This is a genomic window from Nonomuraea roseoviolacea subsp. carminata (genome assembly GCF_024172185.1).
GTDB classification, from domain to species: Bacteria; Actinomycetota; Actinomycetes; order Streptosporangiales; family Streptosporangiaceae; genus Nonomuraea; species Nonomuraea roseoviolacea.
The window spans coordinates 3,164,351-3,185,758 of the sequence record NZ_JAMZEC010000001.1 but is presented as its reverse complement, the minus strand read 5'-3'; the positions used below and the strand labels follow the sequence as shown (position 1 = coordinate 3,185,758).

Here is a 21,408-nt window from a genome sequence, read left to right as displayed (position 1 = left end):
GGGGGTCATGCCTGCTCCAAGGGGATCTCCAGGGGGATGCGGGCGCGCACCCGGAAGCCGCCTTCGGGGCGGTGGCCCGCGCGTAACTCGCCGCCGCACAGGGCCACGCGCTCGGCCATGCCGCCGAGCCCGAACCCGGGCGGCCCGTCGGGCCGGGCGCCGTCCGCGCCGTCGTCCACGACCTCCACCTCGACCCGCTCCGGCTCGTACGCGAGCAGCACCCGGGCCCGCGCGCCCGGCGCGTGCTTGCGGGTGTTGGTCAGCGCCTCCTGGACGATGCGGTACACGGCGTGGTCCACGGCCGCGGGCAGGGGCACGGCCGCCCCGGTCACGGTCAGCTCGGCCGGGAGGCCGGCGGTGCGGGCCTCCTCGACCAGCGTGGGCAGGCGGTCCGCGCCGACGCCCGTGGCGGCGTCGGCCCCGTCGCCGTCGCCGGCCCGCAGCACGTACAGGAGCTGGCGCATCTCGGCCAGCGCCTGCCGGGCGGTCTGCTCGGCGCCGGACAGCGCCTCGCGGGTGACGTCGTGGCCGGGCGGGAGCGTGGCGCGGGCGCCGCCGACCAGGGCGTTGATCACGCTGAGGTGGTGGGCGACGACGTCGTGCAGCTCGCGGGCGATGCGCCGCCGCTCGGCGGTGACCGCGGCCCGGGCCGCCTCGGCGCGGTCGCGCTCGTTGAGCTCGGCGCGGACGCGGGCGAACTGCCCGCCGCCCATGGAGGCGAAGAACACGAACGCGTTGGGTGCCCAGACGCTGCGGTCGTCCACGGCGAGCATGATCGCCAGGTTGTAGCCGGCCATCGCCGCGGTGGTGATCCAGACGGCCGTCCTGCCCCTGGTGTAGCGGCCCACGCTGTACAGGGCGACCGCCACGGGGACGTTCGGCCCCACGATGACGCCGGTGGCCAGGCCCATCAGGTCGAGCGCCGCGACGAGGGCGAGGGCGTGGACCGGGTGGCGGCGCCGGACGAGCAGCGGGATCGTGCTGATCACGTAGTGGGCGGCGCCGGCCGCCAGCTTGGGATAGCCCTCCAGGACGACCGACGCCAGGCCGGCGCACCCGATCAGGGCCAGGACGGCGACGAGCGTGATGTCGAAGACCCGGGGACGCCTGAAGAAGCGCCACACGGCCGCGACGCGCCGGGCCGCCGGCCGTAGGTGAGCCATGATCTGACCTTATGCGGGCTGTGTCCGCACAAGGCGGGGGCGGCCGCATCTCGCCTTGATCAACGGGTGCCACCGGGCGGGCCACGTCCGGGGACGCTGCGGTAACGTCGCCCCAAGGCGAGGGAACAGGGGAGCTATGAGTCGGACAGCACGGGTCATCTGGGACGACGCTCTCACCTCATACGACTTCGGCCCAGGTCATCCGCTCGCGCCCGTCCGGGTCGAGCTGACGATGGCGCTGGCCCGCGAGCTCGGCGTGCTCGACAAGGTGGAGCTGGCCGGTTGCGTGCCCGCGGGCGACGACGAGCTGGCCATGGTCCACGAGCGCGGCTACATCGAGGCGGTCAAGCGGGTCTCGGCCACCGGCGCGCCCGACCTGTCGGCGGGCCTCGGCACGCCGGACAACCCCGCCTTCCGCGGCGTCCACGAGGCGTCCGCGCTGATCGCCGGCGCGTCCCTGGCCGCCGCCCGGGCGGTCTGGGAGGGCACGGCCGAGCACGCGGTCAACGTGGCGGGCGGCCTGCACCACGCCATGGCCGCCACGGCCAGCGGGTTCTGCGTCTACAACGACCCGGCGCTGGCCATCGCCTGGCTGCTGGCGCGGGGCGCCACCCGGGTGGCGTACGTGGACGTCGACGTCCACCATGGCGACGGCGTGCAGGCGGCCTTCTACGGTGACCCCCGCGTGCTGACGATCAGCCTGCACGAGAGCCCCCGCACGCTCTTCCCCGGCACCGGCTTCGCGGAGGAGACCGGCGCCGAGGGCACCGCCGTCAACGTGCCGCTCCCGGCGGGGTGCGGCGACGCCGGATGGCTGCGGGCCTTCGACGCGGTCGTGCCGCCGCTGCTGCGTGAGTTCCGGCCGGAGGTCCTGGTCACCCAGCACGGCTGCGACAGCCACGCCCTCGACCCGCTGGCCAACCTCATGCTCAGCGTGGACGGCCAGCGCACCGCGTACGCCGCGCTGCACCGGCTGGCCCACGAGACGGCGGGCGGCCGGTGGATCGTCACCGGCGGCGGCGGTTACGAGCTGGTGCAGGTGGTGCCGCGGGCGTGGACGCACCTGATCGCCGAGGTCGCGGGTCATCCGATCGCCCCGGCCACGCCGACCGGCGAGGAGTGGCGGCGCCTCGCGCGGGAGCGGACGGGTGAGACCCCGCCGCTCACCATGACAGACGGCCGCAATCCGGAATTTCGCTCACTTTCTGGTGGTTATGACCCAGGAGATCCCATAGACCGTGCGATCATGGCGACCCGCAACGCGGTCTTCCCCCTGCACGGCCTCGATCCCATGCCCTGACGAGCCCATGTCCTGACGAGGAAGAGCAGTGCTGAGCCGCGACGAACTCCGCGAGCATCTGGTGCGCACCCGCATCGCCGGCGATGTCGCGACCCCCCGCGAGAACAACCTCGACCACTACAGCTCCCTGGCCAACGGCGACCCGTACTACCTGCTCGGCCTGACCTGCGAGCAGCCCTGGTCGTTCCGGGACGTCCTGGCGCTGATGGCCAAGTCCGCGGGCGTGGTCGCCGATCCCGGCCACCGCCGGGGGCAGGACACCATCGACCCCGACCTCACGATCGACGCCCTCGACGCCATGGCCGAGCGCATCGCCGCCGCGCTGTCGCGCGAGCGCCCGCGGCTGCTGTTCGCCACCGGCCATCCGACCGGTCTGCTGGCCGTCCACCTGCCGCTCGCGCGCCTGGCCGCCGAGCGCGGCGCGACGCTGCTGACGCCCGCCGAGGGCTGGACGTACTCCGGGTCGGGCTTCGGCCGGCCGCGCCGGCTGCGCTACCTCGACGACGTGGCGATGCTCGACGACAAGGGCGGCTTCGTCCACACCCACGACGCGGCCCCGATGGAGTGGATGCTCGCCGAGCTGGGCGACGCGCCGCCGGACCTCGTCATCGCCGACCACGGCTGGGCGGGGGCCGCCGGTGAGGCGGGCGTGCCCACGGTGGCCTTCGCCGACAGCAACGACCCCGGCCTGTTCGTCGGCGAGGCCGAGGGCAAGATCGACGTGGTCGTGCCGCTCGACGACAACGTGCTACCTCGCTATTACGCTCCGCTGACCGACCGCCTCGTCACTCTGGTCACACGAGCCCTTTGAGTTCAATTCGGCCCTCCCGATACCGTCTTTTCGCGCCTGCATTCCAAGAGGCTCGCTGTCCCTTTGCCAACTTTTGACGCGTCCTGGGCGACTCTATGTGTGACGAGTTGGACGGTTCCAAGGTCCAGGCGAGGTGCACGGCAGCGGCGCTGGCCAGCCATTTCGCTGGTTCGGCTGACAGAGGGCTCCGCCAACTGAGAAACTAGGGGGTTTGCCGACTCGGAGTCCCGTCTTACGCTGACAGCAGTACACGTGCGTGAGCAATGGCACCAGTGGGGATAACCCGGAAACACGTGCGGAAGAGGCGTCCGATGGCTGCAGGCGAAAGACCTCTCAGCGAGGTGAAGTTCCTGACCGTGGCAGAAGTCGCCACGGTCATGCGGGTGTCCAAGATGACCGTGTACCGGCTGGTGCACTCCGGTGAGCTGCCGGCCATCCGAGTCGGCCGGTCCTTCAGAGTGCCCGAGCAGGCGGTCCACGACTATCTTCGGGAGGCCTACATCGAGGCAGGCTGATGCTGGAGTAGCGGTGTGCGACACACCGCGAGTGCCGACGCGGGAGAGGCCTGGCCGGCGCCACGCGGCCGGGCTCTCGCCCCCCCTGGGGCGATCTACCGTGGATCGCCGGTAGTCTGTGAGCCGGTGTGCGCTCGCACACTGTCGTACTTGCTACCAGCACTGGGGGTCCCGTGGGCTCTGTGATCAAGAAGCGCCGCAAGCGGATGGCCAAGAAGAAGCACCGCAAGCTGCTCAAGAAGACGCGCATCCAGCGGCGTAACAAGAAGTAAGACAACACGCAGCTGCGAGGCGCTGATGACCCACACCGTGCTCGTCACCGGGGTCTCGCGCCATATCGGCGCCCGGGTGGCGAGCGTCCTGGCGGCAGACCCGGACATCAGCCGCGTCATCGGAGTCGACACCGTGCCGCCCCCCTCCCTCACGCGGGACGGCGGCATCTCCCTCGGCCGAACGGAGTTCGTCCGGGTGGATCTGCGCAGCCCCGACATCGCCCAGGTGATCGCGGCCGCCGACATCGACACCGTCGTGCACATGAGCCTGGTGAGCGCTCCCTCGCGCACCACCGGGCGGGCGCTGATGAAGGAGCACAACGTCATCGGCGCCATGCAACTGCTCGGCGCGTGTCAGCGGTCGGCCACCGTGCGGCGAGTCGTGGTGCGCTCCACCACGGCCGTCTACGGGTCGTCGCCCCGGGATCCCGCGGTGTTCACCGAGGACCTGGAGCCCCACGACGGCCCCGTCCACGGCTACGCCAAGGACGCGGCCGAGGTGGAGGGCTACGTGCGCGGTTTCGCGCGCCGCCGCCCCGACATCACGGTCTCGCTGCTGCGCTTCGCCAACTTCATGGGTCCGGGCGTCGACTCGCCGCTGACCCGTTACTTCACCCAGCCGGTGCTGCCGACGGTGTTCGGCTTCGACCCTCGGCTGCAGTTCGTCCACGAGGACGACGCGGTCGAGGTGCTGCGCCGGATGGCGACGGAGGACCACCCCGGCACGTACAACGTGGCCGGGGCCGGCGTGCTGCTGCTGTCGCAGTGCGCGCGCCGCGCGGGCAGGGCGTCGATGCCGCTGCTCGCGCCGGCCTTCCGCATGCTGGGCGACGCCGCGCGCCGGGCGGGGCTGGTCGACTACTCGCCCGAGCAGGTGCGGCTGATGAGCCACGGCCGCGTGGTCGACTGCTCCCGGCTGGAGGCCGAGCTCGGCTGGAAGCCCAAGTTCACGACCGGCGCGGCGTTCGACGACTTCCTGCGGTCGCGAAGGCTTCGCCCGCTCGGAGGTGCCCGCAGGTGAGCGTCCCGGACCACGAGGAGGCGCGGGTGATCCCGATCACCGCCGCCCCCTCCTACGACCAGTCCGACCGGCCCGACCCGCTCGCGGAGGCGCTCGCCTTCCTGCGGCGGCGCATCACCGGCGACTACGAGGTCGACGAGTTCGGCTACGACGCCGAGCTCACCGACAAGGTGATGCTGGAGCTGATCCGGCCCCTCTACCGCCACTGGTTCCGGGTCGAGACCGTCGAGCTGAAGAACGTGCCCGCCGACGGCGGCGCGCTCGTCGTCGCCAACCACTCCGGCACGCTCCCGCTCGACGCGCTCATGATGCAGGTGGCGCTGCACGACGAGGCGGGCCGGCCGCTGCGCCTGCTCGGCGCCGACCTGGTCTACCAGCTCCCCGTGCTCGGTCACCTGTCCCGAAAGACCGGCCACACGCTGGCCTGCCCCGAGGACGCCGACCGGCTGCTGCGCAAGGGCGAGCTGGTCGGGGTGTTCCCCGAGGGCTTCAAGGGCGTGGGCAAGCCCTACTCCGACCGCTACAAGCTGCAGCGCTTCGGCAGGGGCGGCTTCGTGGCCTCCGCCATCAGGGCGGGCGTGCCGATCGTGCCGACCGCCGTCGTCGGGGCCGAGGAGATCTACCCGAAGATCGGCGACCTGCCCAGCCTGGCGCGGCTGCTCGGGCTGCCCTACCTGCCGATCACGCCGTTCTTCCCGCTGCTCGGCCCGCTCGGGCTGGTGCCGCTGCCGTCGAAGTGGATGATCGAGTTCGGCGAGCCGATCCGCACCGACGAGTACGACCCGTCGGCCGCCGACGACCCGATGGTGGTCTTCGAGCTGACCGACCACGTCCGCGAGGTCATCCAGCAGCTGCTCAACGAGCTGCGGCTGCGCCGCGGCCACGCGTTCCCGCCTTTTCTCTAGATTTTTCGCGATTTCCCGCAACCGGCCGCGCGGGGCCGGTGTTCCTCTCAGCGTCAAGAACACCGACGCAGAGGAAACATCGTGGATCTGCAGCTTTCCGGCCGTGTGGCCGTCGTGACCGGCGCCTCCAAGGGCATCGGCCTTGCCGTCGCGCGCACCCTGCACGAGGAGGGCGCGCACGTCGTGGCGGTCTCCCGCACCCGCACCGACGACCTGCCGGACAAGGTGGTCCACGTGGCCGCCGACCTGATGGACCCGCAGGCGCCCGCCCGGGTCGTGGCCGCCGCCGTGGAGGAGTTCGGCGGGGTGGACATCCTGGTCAACAACGCCGGCGGCCCGCCGCCCGGCGTCACCCTGCCGCGTGTCGGCTTCCTGGCGCCGGACGACGCCGCCTGGCAGGAGATGTTCGAGTTCAACCTGTTCGCGGCGATCCGGATGATCCGGGCGGCGGTGCCGGTCATGCTGGAGCGCGGCGGCGGCGCCGTCGTCAACGTCTCCTCCACCATGAGCAAGCAGCCGTCGGCCATGAACGTCGACTACGGCGCCGCCAAGGCGGCCCTCGACCACGTCAGCAAGGCCCTGTCCGAGGAGTACGGCCCGCAGGGCATCCGGGTCAACAGCGTCCTGCCCGGCGCCGTGCTCACCGACTGGTGGACCAAGGACGGCGGCGCGGCCGACGTCATCGCCGGGATGGCCGGCGCCGACAAGGACAGCGTCATCTCCACGGTGGCCCCCCAGATGATGAGGATGGTCACCGGCCGCCTCGTCCACCCGCAGGAGATCGCCGACGCGGTGGCGCTGCTCGCCTCCCCGCGTTCCGGCAGCACGACGGGCGCCGAGATCGTCGTCGACGGCGGCTTCCTCAAGGAGCTGTAGGGTCGTCCCCGCCGCGGATCCCGCCGCGTGAACCCGGATGGCGGGTTGTGGAGAGACATCTCCGACCGACTTCCCCACCGAAGGGCGGAGATGATCACGCAACCCGCTACCAGGGGCGCTGACGCCGACCTCGTCAGCGCCTCCTGGACCCAGCCGGAGGCGTTCGCCGAACTGTTCGACCGCTACTCCGCCATGCTCTACAGGTACGTCTCCAAGCGCCTCGGCCCCGAGCCCGCCGAGGACCTCGTCGGCGAGACGTTCCTCGTCGCCTTCGCCCGCCGCAGAAGCTACGACCTGGCCTACGCCGACGCGCGGCCCTGGCTGTTCGGCATCCTCACCAAGCTCATCTCGCGCCACCGCCGCACCGAGGCGGCCCGCTACCGCGCCCTGCTGCGGGCGCCCGTCGAGGACCGCGTGGACTCGCCCGCCGACCGCGTCGCCGCCGGCGTCTCCGCCCAGGCCGCGCGGCCCGAACTGGCCGGCGCGCTGGCCGCCCTGCCCACCAAGGACCGCGACGTGCTGCTGCTCATCGCCTGGGGCGACCTCACGTACGAGGAGACCGCGCAGGCCCTCGGCATCCCTGTCGGCACCGTGCGCTCCCGCCTCAACCGGGGCAGGCGGAAGGTGCGCGCGGCGCTCGGCGAGACGAACCCGCTGCTCGACGAGGAGGCGTGACGATGGACGACATGAAGCTGCTGCGCGACTTCGGCGCCGCGCTGGAGCACGAACCGCCCGCCTCGCTCGCGCGGCAGCGCAACCGCCTGACCGGGGCCAGGCCGCGCCGGAGGAGGGTCGGCCTGCTGGTGACCGGCCTCGCCGCTGTCGCCACCGCGGCCGCGGTGGCGGTGCCCACGCTGGTGCTGCGCGGCCACCAGACCGTCGCCCCGCCGGCCGGGGCGAGGCCGGCGAAGGTGACGACCGGCGCGCTCAACGTGCTGCTCGTGGGCACCGACAGCCGGGCGGGCTCGGAGCGTTTCCGGAACGGGGCGCGCACCGACACGATCCTGCTGGTGCACCTGCCCGCCGACCGCAAGGAGATCACCGCGGTGAGCATCCCGCGCGACTCCATCGTGCAGATCCCGCGGTGCGGAGCACTGCCGCCCAGGAAGGACATGATCAACTCGGCGTTCAACCAGGGTGGGCTGACCTGCACGGTCAAGACGATCGAGACCCTGACGGACGTGCGGATCGACCACATGGTGGAGGTGGACTTCCTCGCCTTCAAGGAGGTCGTGAACGCCCTGGGCGGCGTTCAGGTGACGATGAAGCAGCCTGTGAACGACCCGAAGTCCAAGTTGAGGCTGCCGGCGGGCACGAGCATCCTGAACGGTGAGCAGGCGCTCGGGTACATGCGGCTGCGCAACTACGGCGACGGCTCCGACATGCAGCGGATCAAGCGCCAGCAGGTGCTTCTGCGCGCGATGATGGCCAAGGCGAAGAAGACGCTCACCGACCCGGGCAAGGTGAGCGCCTTCCTCGGCGTCGCCGGCAAGTCGATCAAAGCGGACAAGGACTTCGACATGGAGACGATGGTCGACCTCGCCACCTCCCTGAGCGACAGCCGGCCGAGGTTCCTCACCGTGCCGTGGGTGCCGAGCCCGGACGACCCCAACCGGATCGTCTGGAAGCAGCCGGCGGCCGACCGGCTCTTCGCGAGGCTGCGGTAACCCCTGACCGGCTCTTCGCGGGGCTCCGGTAACTCCTGACCGGCTCGTCGCGGGGCTCCGGTGGCTCCTACAGGTGGGGGCGGTAGTGGCGGCGCAGCGCGATGCCGGCCGCGACGCCGCCCGCCACCGCCCCGACGCCCGCGGCGATGGGCAGCGCGGTCAGCGTGGCCTTGCGGCCGGTGCGGAAGTCCTTGATCGGCCAGCCGACCTGCTTGGCGTGCTCGCGCAGCTCGGTGTCGGGGTTGATGGCCATCGCGTTGCCGACCAGCGACAGCATGGGCAGGTCGTTGGCCGAGTCGCTGTAGGCGGTGCAGCGGGTCAGGTCGAGGCCCTCGCGGCGGGCCAGCGCCCGCACCGCCTCGGCCTTGGCCGGGCCGTGCAGCAGGTCGCCGACCAGCCGCCCGGTGTAGATGCCGTCGCGGGTCTCGGCGACCGTGCCGAGCGCGCCGGTCAGGCCGAGCCGCTGCGCGATGACCCGGGCCAGCTCGATCGGAGTGGCCGTCACCAGCCAGACGCGCTGGCCCGCGTCGAGGTGGCTCTGCGCGAGCGCGCGGGTGCCGCCCCAGATGCGGTCGGCCATGACCTCGTCGTAGATCTCCTCGCCGAGCCGTACGACGTCGTCGACCTTGGCGCCGGCGACGAAGGCGAGGGCGGTCTCGCGGGCCACGGCGATGTGCTCGGGGTTCTCGTTGCCACGCAGGCGGAACACCGCCTGGCCGACGGCGAACTTGAACAGGTCGGACGTCGTGAACATGCCGCGCGTCGCCAGGCCCCGGGCGAAGTGGTAGATCGAGGCGCCGCGCATCATCGTGTTGTCGACGTCGAAGAAGGCCGCCGCCTCCAGGTCGGGGTCGGCCGGGGGCGCCGTGACGGCGGCCGCCGCCGCGGCCTCGCCGGCGATCTCCGCCTCCACCTCGTGCCGTCGTCGGATTAGCCGCCACATGCCGTTCAGCTTACCCAGGCGGAGCCACGAGTCCTTCGATGTAGTCGAGGTATCCGGTCGCCTGGTCCTGATCGTCGCCGTCCATCCGCTCCAGCATGGGCTCGACCATGTCGCGCTGGTCCCGGGCGAAGCTCCTGATCTTCGGGGAGCGGGGGCGCACGCGTTCGAGCCTGGTGATGCCGGAGCGGGTGGACTCCTCCATGTCCTTGAGGGTCTCCCCGACGAGCGTGTCGTTGTCAGGGGCGTTCTGGCGGGAGGAGCCGAGCAGCTCGGCCATCTCCTCGGCCCTGGCCTTGGCGGAGTCGAGCTCGCGCTCGGCGCGCTCGACGTCGTCGTCGCTGAGCCGGACGAGGGTGCTCTCGGCCGCGCGCTTGAGCGGGTAGAGCGGGTCGCCGGGCACCGCGCGGTACGTGGCGAAGGCCGACAGCATCATGGCGGCCGCCAGGCTCAGCGTGGCGAGCTGCGACAGCAACGACCGCGCGCGCACGCGGCGCCGGGAGGAGCGCGCCCGTGAGCCGTCGCCGCGCCGGGAGGAGCGGGCGCGTGAGCCGTGGCCGCGCCGGGAGGAGCCGGCGTGGGGGCCGCGCGTAGGGCGCTCGGAGGTGTCGGCGCGGGTGGCGAGGAGCTCGTCGCGCAGCCGGTCGCGGAACGCGTCGCTCGGCCCGCCGCCGAGCGGGAGCTCCCGCAGCTCGGTGAGGTGACCCAGCACGCGTTCGCGCGATCTGCGCGACCTACCCATGACAGCTCCCTGAAATCCCCCGAAAATGATCCAGTGGTGACAAATGACTAACGAAGTGACGCGATGGGAGGTTACGCAAGGTCATGGGTCAGGCGAGACCGTGAATCACGCAAGGTCGTGGCGGAGGGCGCGGGCCAGCGCCTTGACCGCCCGGAACTGCAGGGCTTTGATCGCTCCACTCTTCTTTCCCATGATCAACGCCGTTTCGGCCAGCGACAGACCGTGCAGGAAGCGCAGCACCACGCACTCCTGCTGCTCCGGGCCGAGCTCGCGCACCGCGCGCAGCACCCGGTCGTTGATGATGGCCGTGACCACGGCGTTCTCCGGGATGTGCGCCCCGTCGAGCGGGACGTCGATCACCTCTCCCGTGGGGATCTCCAGCCGGTAACGGCTCGACTTGAAGTGATCGGTCACCAGGTTGCGCGCGATCGTCACGAGCCAGGCCCCGAAGTCGCGCCCCTGCCAGGTGAACCCGGCGATGCGGCGTAACGCGCGCAGGAAGGTCTCGCTGGTCAGGTCCTCGGCGAGCGGATGGGAGCCCACCCGGAAGTAGATGTAGCGATAGACCAGCCCAACGTAACGGTCGTAGAGCGTGCCAAAAGCCTCCGTGTCACCAGTCTTGGCGCGCAGCACCAGCAGGCGCAGGTCGTCGGGGAGCTCCTCGCGTACGGCGAGCTCGGACGTCCGGGCGGCGCCGGGGACCGCTGGGGAAAGCAGCCCGGCGAACGGCCACGAGTCAGGCATCCGGTATCCCTACGGGTAAGGGGTGCGGCGTGCTCGAACACTCTAGAAATCAACTCGAAATTCCACAATCCAGCTCCAGCAGGCATGACTTGCCGTAATCGGCGGATACCGTGTTGGACCGACCCGTTCCCTCTTCGGCTACCGGCTGGGAGGCATCGTCCGGCAGCATTGGAGTCACCATGGAGATCCTCGTTGCTGTCATTGCCTTCGCCGGTGCTCTCCTCGCCGCGATCGCCACGGGCGCCCTCGTGCGCCAGTTGCGGGAGGAGGTCGAGGGGTGGCTGATCGCCTGGACCGTCGCGGCGGTCGCGCTCTGCCTCTCACTCGCCGTGATCGGCGTCGGCTACCTGACGGGCTTCGGCCCCGTCACGTTCAAGCTCTACCAGCTCACCGGATCGCTGCTGGCGCCGCTCTGGCTCGCCATCGGCCTGGTCCAGCTGCTGGCCGAGAAGGTGCCGCCGAAGTTCGCCGCCTGGCTGTTCGGCGTCGCGTTCACGATCGTGGCGGGCGTCATCCTCCTCGCCGACCCGGTCATCGGCGGCGACGACATGTCCAAGGTCCTGCCCCCCGGCAACGGGCACTGGGGGCTCATCCCCGACTACCTGCTCATCGGCGCCCACGTCGTCGTGACGGCGTTCCTGCTCGGAGCGCTGGTCGTGGCGGCGCTGCGGTGGCGCAACGGCGACGAGTACGACACCGACAACCTGCACGCGGTGCTGGTCGTCGTGCCCTCCTCGCTGGCCGTCCTGGGCGCCATGCGCTTCGCCGTGCCCGGGTTCTTCACGGTCGCGCTGCTCGTGGTGGCCGCCGCCGGCATCTGGTACTGCGTGCTGCGCCCGCTGGCCCCGTACGAGGACGACGAGGACGAGGACGGCCTCGACGGCGCGGACGTCCGCGACCGCGGCACCGACCCCGGCCGGGCCGAGGGCGGGCGCGCAGGGGGCCGCCGGGCCGCCCGGCACGGCGGCGAGCGGGGCCTCGACGCCCCGCCCGGCGCACGGCCCGAGCCCCTGGGCTCCGCCCCGGCCACGGGCGCCATGGCCTCCATGGCCGACGCGCCGCCCACGCGGCCGTCCCGGCGCGCGACGGGCCTGGGCGACCTGGTGGCCGAATACCGGGCGGGCGACCGCGAGCCGGGCTTCGGCCCGCGCGGGACGCCGCCCGAGGAGGGCCCCTCGACCGGCTACATCATGAACGGCCGGCACGGCGGCACCGATCCCGGCTTCGGCGACCTGCGCGACGACTCCGGCCGCCACGACGACTTCTTCGGCCGCCGTGACGACTTCGGGGGCCGCGACGACTTCGGGGGCTTCGGCCGTCCCGACGAGCCCGGCGGCCCCGAGGGCTTCGGCCGCTCCCGCGACGACCTGGGTGGTCCCGAGGGCTTCGGCCGCTCCCGCGACGACCTGGGTGGTCCCGAGGGCTTCGGCCGGTCCCGCGACGACCTCCGCGACCAGCGCGGCGACCTCGGCATGCCGCCGGGCGGCCCCGCGACCGGCGCGCTGTTCTCCGGCGCCGAGCTGTTCGGCGGCGGCCAGCACACCGGACCGGGCGGCCAGCACACCGGACCGGGCCCCCAGCACGGCGGACCGGGCGCCCAGCGCCACGCCCAGCAGCCGCCTCAGGCCCAGGCGCAGCCCCAGCCCAGCTCCGGCAAGCTCTCACCGAGCATCTACGGCATGCTGACCGTCTTCACGCTCATGGACGGCTCGGGCGAGGCGTTCGACCGGCTCGCCGAGCAGACCGTCGAGGCCGTGCGCCGCGGCGAGCCCGACACGCTCGTCTACGCCTGCCACGCCGTGAAGTCCGCCCCGCTCCAGCGCATCGTCTACGAGCTCTACCGCGACGAGGTCGCCTACCGCGATCACCAGCGCCAGCCGCACGTGGAGCGGTTCGTCAACGACCGCCAGAGCATGGTGCTGGCCACCAACGTCATCGAGCTCAACGTCAACGCCGCCAAGGTGGTGCCCCTGCCCACGGCGATGTTCTGAGGCCGCCGCCCGGGGCCCCCGAGGGCGTCCCGGGCCGGGTCAGGCGCGTCCGGGCAGGGGTCAGGCGAGGGCGGCGCGCAGGCGGTCCTCCGAGACGCGCCAGAAGTCGTGCTGGGTCCCGTCGACGAGTGTGACGGGAATCATCTCGCCGTATTTCTCCCGCAGCTCGGCCGAGGAGTCGATGTCGACCTCCTCCCACGGCACGCCCAGCTCTCCCGCGACTCTCGCGATGACCTCGCGCGCGTCGTCGCAGAGGTGACAGCCGGGCCGGCCGAGCAACGTGATGCTGTGCATGGCCCCCACCGTAGCGTCCCGAACCGGCTGACTTTGTGCGTCGGTTCACAAAAGGATTAACCTGAAAGGCGGTTCGATTCCACCCACGCGGCCCACGGCCGCCCGTTCCCTGGAGCTCCGGCACGTGAAGAGCCCGTCCCAACCCCGTGACCGCGGCATCCCCGACGCCACGGTGGCCCGGCTTCCGTTGTACCTGCGGGCGCTGAACGGGATGGCGGAGAAGGCGATCGCCACGGTCAGCTCCGAGGACCTCGCCGTGGCCGCCGGGGTCAACTCGGCCAAGCTCCGCAAGGACCTCTCCCACCTCGGCTCGTACGGCACCCGCGGGGTCGGCTACGACGTCGAGTACCTCGTCTACCAGATCTCCCGCGAGCTGGGCCTGACCCAGGACTGGGCCGTGGCCATCGTCGGAGTCGGTAACCTCGGCCGTGCGCTCGCCAACTACGGCGGTTTCGTCTCCAGGGGCTTTCGCGTCGCGGCTCTGATCGACGCCGACCCCGAAGTGGTGGGCGACGACATCGCGGGGTTGAATGTGGAGCACATCGACGAGCTAGAGGCCGTCATCAAGAGGCGCGGAGTCTCCATCGTGGTTCTGGCGACACCGGCTGCGGCGGCCCAGGAAGTGTGCGACCGTGTCGTGGCGGTGGGAGTGACCAGCATCCTCAACTTCGCTCCCGTCGTGCTGTCAGTGCCGGACGGCGTCGATGTCCGTAAAGTCGACCTATCAATTGAATTGCAGATCCTTGCGTTCCATGAGCAACGCAAAGCTGGGGGGCCGCTGATGGCCGTGGACAGCCAGTGAGCATTCTGGCGATCGGACTCAGCCACCGGACAGCGCCGGTGGCCATGCTGGAGCGCGTCTCGCTCGCGGGCGAAGCGCTCGTCAAACTCCTGCACGACGTGCAGCAGGACGCGTGCGTGGCGGAGGCCATGGTGGTCTCGACCTGCAACCGGGTCGAGGTCTACACCGCGGTCGACCGTTTCCACGCCGCCGTCACCTCGGTGTGCGACCTGCTGAGCGTCCACACGGGCGTCGCCCCGGAGGAGCTCAAGCCGCACCTGTACGTCCACTACGAGGAGCGTGCCGTCGAGCACCTCTTCTCCGTGGTGTGCGGCCTCGAGTCGATGGTGGTGGGCGAGGGCCAGATCCTCGGCCAGGTGCGCCAGGCGCTCAAGCTGGCCCAGAAGCAGGGCACGGTCGGCGCCGTGCTCAACGAGCTGACGCAGCAGGCGCTGCGGGTCGGCAAGCGCGCCCACACCGACACCGGCATCGACAAGGCCGGCGCTTCCCTGGTCAGCGCGGGTCTGACGCTGGCCGGCGAGCTGCCCGGCCGGCGGGCCCTGGTGATCGGCGCGGGCTCGATGAGCTCGCTGGCCGCCACCACGCTGGCCCGCGCCGGCGTCACCGACATCGTCGTCGCCAACCGCACCTTCGAGCGCGGCAGGCGGCTGGCCGAGTCGGTCGGCGGCAGGGCGGTGGAGTTCTCCGCGGTTCCCCGAGAGCTGGCGGCGGCCGACATCGTCATCACCTGCACCGGCGCCGGCCACCACCTGGTCACGCCCGAGATGCTGACCCGCGGCGCGTTCCTGCTCGACCTGGCGCTGCCGCACGACATCGACCCCGCCGTGCGCTCCGTGCCCGGCGTCACGCTGGTCGACCTGGAGACGATCCAGGAGTCCGGCATCGGCTCCCGTGAGGGCGACGCCGTGCGGTCGGTCCGTGAGCTCGTCTCCCAAGAGCTCACGGCCTACCTCGACGCCGAGCGGGCCGCCAAGGTCACCCCGACCGTGGTCGCGCTGCGCGGCAAGGCGGCGAGCGTGGTCGAGGCCGAGCTGGGCCGCCTCATGATGCGCATCCCCGGGCTCGACGCCAAGACGCGCGACGAGGTCGCCCTGACCGTGCAGCGCGTCGTGGACAAGCTCCTCCACGAGCCGACCGTGCGTGTCAAGCAGCTCGCCACCTCACCAGGAGGCGATCATTATGCCGAAGCTCTGCGGGAGCTGTTCGATCTCGATCCGTCGATGCCCGAGGCCGTGAGGGAGGTGGAGCTGTGACGTTGCGACTGGGGACCCGGCGCAGCCTGATGGCCACCACGCAGTCCCAGATGGTCGCCGACGCGTACACAGCGCGCACCGGCCGGGCCGTCGAGCTCGTCGGCGTCACCACGTTCGGCGACGTCAGCAAGGCCCACCTCGCGCAGCTCGGCGGCACGGGCGTGTTCGTCAGCGCGCTGCGCGACAAGCTCATGGAGGGCGAGATCGACTTCGCCGTCCACTCGCTCAAGGACCTGCCCACCAAGCAGGACCCGCGGGTGACGCTGGCCGCGATCCCCGCCCGGCACGACCATCGCGACGCGCTGGTCGGCCGGCTCCGCTTCGCCGACCTGGCGCCCGGCGCCAGGGTCGGCACCGGCTCGCCGCGCCGCGTCGCCATGCTGCGCGCCATGCGGCCGGACCTCGAGTACGTCCCGATCCGCGGCAACGCCGACACTCGGATCGGCAAGGTCACCTCGGGCGAGCTCGACGCCGTCGTGCTCGCCTCGGCCGGTCTGACCCGGATCAGCAGGACCTCCGAGATCGCGCAGATCTTCGAGGTCGAGGAGCTGATGCCGGCCCCGGGACAGGGCGCCCTCGCCGTGGAGTGCCTGTCCGACCGGGACGACCTGATCGACTTCCTCGCCGTCCTCGACGACCCGCGCACCCGCTCCGCCGTGACGGCCGAGCGGGAGGTGCTGGCCGCCCTGGAGGCGGGCTGCTCGGCTCCCGTGGGTGCGTTCGCCCACGATGACGGGCAGACTCTCAACCTGACCGCACTGGTCGTCGCGCTCGACGGCCGCCGGGCGGTCCGCAAGTCCACCGCCGGCTCTCCCTCGGAGGCCGTGTCTCTCGCCCGCACACTCGCGGACGAGATGATCTCCGAGGGGGCCGACAGATTGATGGGGGAGCATTCCCATTGAGCCCCAGTAGTCCAGCCTCCGGCTTCGTCGCCTTCGTCGGCGCGGGCCCCGGCGATCCCAACCTGCTCACGCTCCGCGGCGCAGAGCTGCTCGGCAAGGCCGACCTGGTCGTGCTCGACGAAGACCAGTTCGGCCCGCTGTTGCAACACTGCCGCGAAGGCGTCGAGGTGGCCTCGGGCGACCTCGTCACGCACGCCAAGGCGGGCCGGTTCGTCGTGCGCTTGTGCGAGGGCGATCCGATGCTGTTCTCCTCGGTCGCCGAGGAGGTCGCCGCGTGCTCCGCGGCGGAGGTGGACTTCGAGATCGTCCCCGGCGTGCCGCCCGCGACCGCCGTGCTCACCTACGCCGGCATCCCGCCGGCGGCCTCGGTGCCCGAGTTCCGCGTCGTGGACGCCGCGGAGGACCAGGACTGGTCCTCCCACGCCGCCTGCCCGGGCACCCTGGTGATCTACAACGGCATCGGCGAGGCCGTGCCCATCGCCAAGGCGCTCATCGCCGGCGGCAAGCCCGACACCACGCCCGTGGCGGTCAGCAGCGGCGGCACCACCACCGAGCAGTACACCGTGGTCTCCACGCTCGGCCGGCTCCACGCCGACACCAAGCACGCCGGCTTCACCGAGCCCGCGCTCATCGTCGTGGGCGACGCCGTGGGGCTGCGCGACAAGCTGTCGTGGTTCGAGACCAAGCCGCTGTTCGGCTGGCGGGTGCTCGTGCCCCGTACCAAGGAGCAGTCGAGGAGCCTGTCGGAGCAGCTCGTCTCCTACGGCGCGGTGCCCGAGGAGGTGCCGACCATCTCGGTCGAGCCGCCCCGCACGCCGCAGCAGATGGACCGCGCCATCAAGGGCCTGGTCACCGGCCGCTACGAGTGGGTGGCCTTCACCAGCGCCAACGCCGTCAAGGCGGTGCGCGAGAAGTTCGAGGAGTACGGGCTCGACGCGCGGGCCTTCGCCGGGCTCAAGGTGGCCGCCGTGGGCGACGCCACCGCTCGGGCGCTGGTGGAGTTCGGCGTCAAGCCCGACCTGCTGCCCTCGGGCGAGCAGTCGTCGGAGGGCCTGGTGGCCGAGTGGCCGCCGTACGACTCCATGCTCGACCCGATCAACCGCGTGCTGCTGCCGCGCGCCGACATCTCCACCGACACGCTGGTGGCCGGCCTGACCGAGCTGGGCTGGGAGTGCGACGACGTCACCGCGTACCGGACCGTGCGGGCGGCGCCGCCTCCCGCGCCGATCCGCGAGGCCATCAAGGGCGGCGGCTTCGACGCCGTGCTGTTCACGTCGTCGTCCACGGTGCGCAACCTCGTCGGCATCGCCGGCAAGCCGCACAACGTCACGGTCATCGCGGTCATCGGGCCGCAGACGGCGAGCACGGCCGAGGAGTTCGGCCTGCGCGTCGACGTGATGGCCGACAAGCCCTCGGCCTCGGCCCTCGCGGCCGCCCTGGCCGAGTACGGCGCCAAACAGCGTTCGGCCGCGCTGGCCGCCGGCGAGACGCCGCGGCGGCCGTCCCAGAACCGCCGAGGAGCCAGGAGGAGAGCCAAGTGAGTGCCGAGTTCCCGACAGCCCGCCCCCGCAGGCTGCGGCGCACTCCCGCCCTCCGGCGGCTGGTGGCCGCCACGAGGCTGCACCCCGCCGACCTCATCCTGCCGCTGTTCGTCAAGGAGGGCATCGACGAGCCGGCGCCGGTCGCGTCGATGCCCGGGGTGTTCCAGCACAGCCGCGACTCGCTGCGCAAGGCCGTCCACGAGGCGGCCGAGGCCGGCGTGGGCGGCGTGATCCTGTTCGGCATCCCGGCCGTCAAGGACGCGCGCGGCTCGGCCGCGGACGACCCCGACGGCATCCTGCAGGTGGCGCTGCGCGACGTCGCCTCCGACGTGGGCGACGCCCTCGTGGTGATGGCCGACACGTGCCTCGACGAGTTCACCGACCACGGCCACTGCGGCATCCTGACCGAGTCCGGCGACGTCGACAACGACGCCACTCTGGAGCGCTACGCCTCCGTCGCGGTGGCCCAGGCGCGCGCCGGGGCGCAGATGGTCGCGCCGAGCGGCATGATGGACGGCCAGGTCGGCGCGATCCGCGCGGCGCTCGACGCCGACGGGTTCGCCGAGCTGCCGATCCTCGCCTACACCGCGAAGTACGCCTCGTCGTTCTTCGGCCCGTTCCGTGACGCCGCGGAGTGCGCGCCGCAGTTCGGCGACCGCAGCACCCACCAGCAGGACCCCGCGGGGCCGCTGGAGGAGGCGCTGCGCGAGGCGCGGCTCGACCTGGCCGAGGGGGCCGACGCCGTCATGGTCAAGCCCGCCCTGGCCTATCTGGACGTCATCAGGCGCTTCCGCGACGAGGTGGACGTGCCGGTGGCGGCCTACCAGGTGAGCGGTGAGTACGCGATGGTCGAGGCGGCCGCGGCCAACGGCTGGATCGACCGCGACAAGATGATCATGGAATCGCTCGTGTCGATCAAGCGGGCGGGCGCCGACCTCATCCTCACCTACTGGGCGACCGAGGTGGCGCGCCGTCTCTAACGTGGGGGTTTTCCGCCGTGTCGTGTGGCCAGTGCGATAAACTGTGACGACTAGTGCTGGTGTGTCCCGCGTGAGCCCTTGTCGTGAAGCCAGGCCAGGAGCCGGGATCCCTTCAGGCACGATGCGACGGGAGACACCATGGTGGGGGCACCTCTGACTCGGCGTACCAGAAAACGGTCGCGGCCGTCCCGGATCGACTCCGCGCTCGGCTACGCGGCCCTGGGATGGCCGAGCGTGCCGGGTGCCTATCCGCTGCGAGAGGGCGCCCGGGCGTGCTCCTGCGACCGGCTCGGCTGTCCCGACCCCGGCGCGCATCCGCTCTCGCCCGCCTGGCAGCTCCAGGCCACGACCGACACCGCCCAGCTCACCCGCTGGTGGAGCCTGGAGCCCGAGGCCAACGTGATCCTGCCCACCGGCCGGGTGTTCGACGTCTTCGACGTACCGGTCACGACGGGGCTCACGGCCCTGTCCCGGATCGACGGCGCGCAGGCGCACTCGGGCCCGGTCGCCGCGAACGGCGACCGGGTCCTGTTCTATGTGGCCACCCGCGGCAACCCCGACGACGAGGACGAGTGGTGGTCCTGCCATCTCGACTGCGACCCGGCGACGATCGACGACACGCCGGGGCTGCGCTGGCACTGCCGCGACAGTTACGTCCTCGCGCCGCCGTCGCTGCTGCCCAGCGGGCAGTCCGTGTCGTGGCTGCGCCCGCCGGACGGCCGGCCGCTGCCCGACCCGCTGCGCGTGCTGGAGTTCCTGGCCGACTGAGGCCCCCCGGTGACTATCTGAGCGCGTCCACCGGCTCCATCCGGGCCGCCCGCATCGCGGGGTAGAGCCCCGCCAGCAGGCCCACCAGGGCGCCCGCCACCGGTGCCGCGACGGCCAGCCGCACGTCCAGGAGCGGCGTCCACTCCTTGGCCGCCGAGACAGCGACGACCGCGACCACGCCCACGCTCGCCCCGACGACCCCGCCGGTCAGCCCGATCAGCGTCGACTCCAGCAGGAACTGGGCCGCGACGTGCCGCCGGGCCGCGCCGAGCGAGCGGCGCAGGCCGATCTCCGCGACCCGCTCCATGACCGTGACGAGCGTGACGTTGGCGATGCCGACCGCGCCGACGAGCAGCGACACCAGGCCGAGGATGAGGAACAGCGCGTTCACGTCCTCCTGCGCCTGGTCCCTGGCCCTGGTCGGGCTGGGCGGCGCGACCACCTGGAGCATGTCGCCGTTGCCCGGGCTGAGCGCCGCCGGCGCCTGCCGGGCGATGAGTTCGGCGGCGCCCAGGTCGGTGTTCACCAGCACCCTCGACACGTCGCGCAACCCGAACCGGCGGCCCGCGGTGGGCGGCACGAACACGGCCGAGCGGAGGTTCCGCTCGCGGCGCACGTCGCCGAGGACGCCGATGACCGTGTACGCGCGCCCGGCGATGAAGATCGCGGGCGCGGCGTCGAGCCGGGTGACGCCGAGCATCCTGGCCGCCTCGTCGCCGATGACCGCGACCCGGTCGCCGCGCCTGACGTGCCCGGCGTCGTAGAACCTGCCCAGCACCATCCGGCCGCGGACCGCCTCGGGCAGCCCGGTAGAGGCGGCCAGCACGGTCAGGCGCTGCGTGGTGACCCGGGCTGGGTCCACGAGGTCGTTGGAGCGTACGGACAGGTTGGCTTGGTCCTTGTCCTCGGCCAGCGCGGCGGCGGAGACCACGCCGCGCAGGCGGGTCACCCGGTCGACCGCGTCCCACTCCACCAGCGGGACGTGCTCGGTCTCCGGCACCTCGACCGTGATGGCCGTGGCCACCAGTTCGTCGAAGCGGCCGACGATCTGGTTGCCGGCGGTGGCGGCCACGCCGAGCGTGACGACGAGCGTGGTGATGCCGAGCACGGTGCCGAGCGTGGTGAGCGCCGAGCGTACGGGCCTGGCGAGCATGCCCGCGACGGCCTCACCGATCAGGTCGCGTACGTCCATCACTCCTCCTCGCCGAGCTGACGATGCCGAGCTGACGATGAGCGTCCATCACTCCTCCAGCAGCGTGCCGTCGGTGATCCGGACCCGCCGCCCGGCGCGTTCGCTGACCTCCTGCTCGTGCGTGATGACCACGATCGTCATGCCCTGCGCCCGCAGCTCGTCGAACAGGCCCAGCACGGCCTCGGTGTTGCGGCTGTCGAGGTTGCCCGTCGGCTCGTCGCACAGCAGCAGCGACGGACCGCCCAGCAGGGCCCTGGCGATGGCCGCGCGCTGGCGCTCGCCGCCGGACAGCCGGCCGGGCGGGAAGTCCACCCGGTGCGTGAGGCCGACGCGTTCCAGCGCCGCCAGGGCCCGCCCGCGCCGCCCCGCCCGCGGCTGCGCGGTGTAGATCTCGGCGAGCATGACGTTCTCCACGACGCTGCGGTGCGGCAGCAGGTGGAACGACTGGAAGACGAAGCCGATGCGCTCGCCGCGCAGCCGGGTCCGGTGCTTCTCGCGCAGCGTCGTGGTCTCCGTGCCGTCCAGCCGGTAGTGGCCCGAGGTGGGCCGGTCGAGCAGGCCCAGCACGTTGAGCAGCGTGGACTTGCCCGACCCGGAGGGGCCGACGATCGCCAGGTAGTCGCCCCGGCCCACCTGGAGGGAGACGTGCGCCAGGGCGCGGACGGGAGGCTGGGAGGGGAAGTCCCGGCACACGTCCGCGAGCTCGATGACGGGGCGCCCGGCCTCCTG

General features: G+C 72.1%; 23 protein-coding genes. 16 read left to right on the top strand and 7 right to left on the bottom strand.

The genetic code is table 11. The features are described 5' to 3' along the window. Nucleotides 1-5: 5 nt before the first annotated feature. The gene (locus tag HD595_RS14760; RefSeq protein WP_253769369.1) at nucleotides 6-1,163 is read right to left on the bottom strand and encodes a sensor histidine kinase; all 1,158 of its coding nucleotides are present in this window, start codon (nucleotides 1,161-1,163) and stop codon (nucleotides 6-8) included. A 136-nt stretch (nucleotides 1,164-1,299) separates the two neighbouring features. Between HD595_RS14760 and HD595_RS14755 the strand changes: the two genes are divergently transcribed. From HD595_RS14755 to HD595_RS14715, 9 genes are all read left to right on the top strand, one after another. Beyond that, nucleotides 1,300-2,463 carry an acetoin utilization protein AcuC gene (locus HD595_RS14755; protein WP_253769368.1) on the top strand — a complete coding sequence of 388 codons (1,164 nt, stop codon included), beginning with the start codon at nucleotides 1,300-1,302 and terminating at the stop codon, nucleotides 2,461-2,463. 28 nt (nucleotides 2,464-2,491) lie between these two features. Next, nucleotides 2,492-3,274: a phosphatase gene (locus HD595_RS14750; protein ID WP_253769367.1), complete on the top strand. Its 783-nt coding sequence runs from the start codon at nucleotides 2,492-2,494 to the stop codon at nucleotides 3,272-3,274. A 311-nt stretch (nucleotides 3,275-3,585) separates the two neighbouring features. After that, complete coding sequence (locus HD595_RS14745; protein ID WP_043629748.1) at nucleotides 3,586-3,789, top strand: helix-turn-helix domain-containing protein; 204 nt, start codon at nucleotides 3,586-3,588, stop codon at nucleotides 3,787-3,789. A 173-nt stretch (nucleotides 3,790-3,962) separates the two neighbouring features. Further along, entirely contained in the window at nucleotides 3,963-4,061 is a 99-nt protein-coding gene (locus HD595_RS14740; protein WP_018654693.1) for a 30S ribosomal protein bS22, read from the top strand. A 25-nt stretch (nucleotides 4,062-4,086) separates the two neighbouring features. Continuing rightward, the gene (locus HD595_RS14735; protein ID WP_253769365.1) at nucleotides 4,087-5,082 is read left to right on the top strand and encodes an NAD-dependent epimerase/dehydratase family protein; all 996 of its coding nucleotides are present in this window, start codon (nucleotides 4,087-4,089) and stop codon (nucleotides 5,080-5,082) included. Then, nucleotides 5,079-5,987, top strand: coding sequence for a lysophospholipid acyltransferase family protein (locus tag HD595_RS14730; protein ID WP_420540707.1), 909 nt, complete (start codon nucleotides 5,079-5,081; stop codon nucleotides 5,985-5,987). Before HD595_RS14735 ends, HD595_RS14730 begins: the two co-directional genes overlap by 4 nt. Before the next feature lie 81 nt (nucleotides 5,988-6,068). Beyond that, the gene (locus tag HD595_RS14725; RefSeq protein ID WP_253769363.1) at nucleotides 6,069-6,863 is read left to right on the top strand and encodes an SDR family NAD(P)-dependent oxidoreductase; all 795 of its coding nucleotides are present in this window, start codon (nucleotides 6,069-6,071) and stop codon (nucleotides 6,861-6,863) included. A 90-nt stretch (nucleotides 6,864-6,953) separates the two neighbouring features. Further along, nucleotides 6,954-7,538, top strand: coding sequence for an RNA polymerase sigma factor (locus tag HD595_RS14720; RefSeq protein WP_253769361.1), 585 nt, complete (start codon nucleotides 6,954-6,956; stop codon nucleotides 7,536-7,538). A 2-nt stretch (nucleotides 7,539-7,540) separates the two neighbouring features. Beyond that, complete coding sequence (locus tag HD595_RS14715) at nucleotides 7,541-8,530, top strand: LCP family protein (RefSeq protein WP_253769359.1); 990 nt, start codon at nucleotides 7,541-7,543, stop codon at nucleotides 8,528-8,530. Nucleotides 8,531-8,597: 67 nt separating this feature from the next. On the opposite strand, the gene HD595_RS14710 is transcribed toward HD595_RS14715, so the two are convergent. The 3 genes from HD595_RS14710 to HD595_RS14700 all read right to left on the bottom strand — a co-directional run bounded on the left by HD595_RS14710 (nucleotide 8,598) and on the right by HD595_RS14700 (nucleotide 10,956). After that, complete coding sequence (locus HD595_RS14710; RefSeq protein WP_253769358.1) at nucleotides 8,598-9,473, bottom strand: HAD family hydrolase; 876 nt, start codon at nucleotides 9,471-9,473, stop codon at nucleotides 8,598-8,600. Between the two features lie 10 nt (nucleotides 9,474-9,483). Continuing rightward, a complete protein-coding gene (locus HD595_RS14705; protein ID WP_253769356.1) occupies nucleotides 9,484-10,212 on the bottom strand; it encodes a DUF5667 domain-containing protein in 729 nt (242 codons plus the stop codon). A gap of 105 nt (nucleotides 10,213-10,317) precedes the next feature. After that, a complete protein-coding gene (locus tag HD595_RS14700; RefSeq protein ID WP_253769353.1) occupies nucleotides 10,318-10,956 on the bottom strand; it encodes a sigma-70 family RNA polymerase sigma factor in 639 nt (212 codons plus the stop codon). A 179-nt stretch (nucleotides 10,957-11,135) separates the two neighbouring features. Here HD595_RS14700 and HD595_RS14695 point away from each other — a divergent pair, with 179 nt between their 5' ends. Next, nucleotides 11,136-12,947, top strand: coding sequence for an antibiotic biosynthesis monooxygenase (locus HD595_RS14695; protein WP_253769351.1), 1,812 nt, complete (start codon nucleotides 11,136-11,138; stop codon nucleotides 12,945-12,947). A gap of 60 nt (nucleotides 12,948-13,007) precedes the next feature. Here the strand turns inward: HD595_RS14695 and HD595_RS14690 are convergent, their stop codons facing one another. Continuing rightward, nucleotides 13,008-13,241 carry a glutaredoxin family protein gene (locus tag HD595_RS14690; protein WP_253769349.1) on the bottom strand — a complete coding sequence of 78 codons (234 nt, stop codon included), beginning with the start codon at nucleotides 13,239-13,241 and terminating at the stop codon, nucleotides 13,008-13,010. A 124-nt stretch (nucleotides 13,242-13,365) separates the two neighbouring features. Between HD595_RS14690 and HD595_RS14685 the strand changes: the two genes are divergently transcribed. The 6 genes from HD595_RS14685 (at nucleotide 13,366) to HD595_RS14660 (ending at nucleotide 19,487) form a co-directional block, all read left to right on the top strand. Continuing rightward, complete coding sequence (locus HD595_RS14685) at nucleotides 13,366-14,043, top strand: redox-sensing transcriptional repressor Rex (protein WP_253769347.1); 678 nt, start codon at nucleotides 13,366-13,368, stop codon at nucleotides 14,041-14,043. Next, nucleotides 14,040-15,296, top strand: a complete 1,257-nt coding sequence (locus HD595_RS14680) for a glutamyl-tRNA reductase (RefSeq protein WP_253769345.1) — start codon at nucleotides 14,040-14,042, stop codon at nucleotides 15,294-15,296. Before HD595_RS14685 ends, HD595_RS14680 begins: the two co-directional genes overlap by 4 nt. Continuing rightward, a complete protein-coding gene (gene hemC, locus HD595_RS14675; RefSeq protein WP_308211144.1) occupies nucleotides 15,293-16,198 on the top strand; it encodes a hydroxymethylbilane synthase in 906 nt (301 codons plus the stop codon). Before HD595_RS14680 ends, hemC begins: the two co-directional genes overlap by 4 nt. Further along, complete coding sequence (locus tag HD595_RS14670; RefSeq protein ID WP_253769343.1) at nucleotides 16,195-17,739, top strand: bifunctional uroporphyrinogen-III C-methyltransferase/uroporphyrinogen-III synthase; 1,545 nt, start codon at nucleotides 16,195-16,197, stop codon at nucleotides 17,737-17,739. The genes hemC and HD595_RS14670 overlap by 4 nt, the downstream gene beginning before the upstream one ends. Next, a complete protein-coding gene (gene hemB, locus HD595_RS14665) occupies nucleotides 17,736-18,719 on the top strand; it encodes a porphobilinogen synthase (RefSeq protein WP_253769341.1) in 984 nt (327 codons plus the stop codon). Before HD595_RS14670 ends, hemB begins: the two co-directional genes overlap by 4 nt. 138 nt (nucleotides 18,720-18,857) lie before the next feature. Then, nucleotides 18,858-19,487, top strand: a complete 630-nt coding sequence (locus HD595_RS14660) for a bifunctional DNA primase/polymerase (RefSeq protein ID WP_253769339.1) — start codon at nucleotides 18,858-18,860, stop codon at nucleotides 19,485-19,487. 13 nt (nucleotides 19,488-19,500) lie between these two features. On the opposite strand, the gene HD595_RS14655 is transcribed toward HD595_RS14660, so the two are convergent. Together HD595_RS14655 and HD595_RS14650 are read right to left on the bottom strand one after the other, a co-directional pair. Beyond that, nucleotides 19,501-20,679: an ABC transporter permease gene (locus HD595_RS14655; RefSeq protein ID WP_253769337.1), complete on the bottom strand. Its 1,179-nt coding sequence runs from the start codon at nucleotides 20,677-20,679 to the stop codon at nucleotides 19,501-19,503. 48 nt (nucleotides 20,680-20,727) lie between these two features. Then, nucleotides 20,728-21,387 (bottom strand): ABC transporter ATP-binding protein, encoded by a 660-nt coding sequence (locus HD595_RS14650; RefSeq protein ID WP_253781165.1) that lies wholly within the window; start codon nucleotides 21,385-21,387, stop codon nucleotides 20,728-20,730. Nucleotides 21,388-21,408 lie beyond the last annotated feature (21 nt).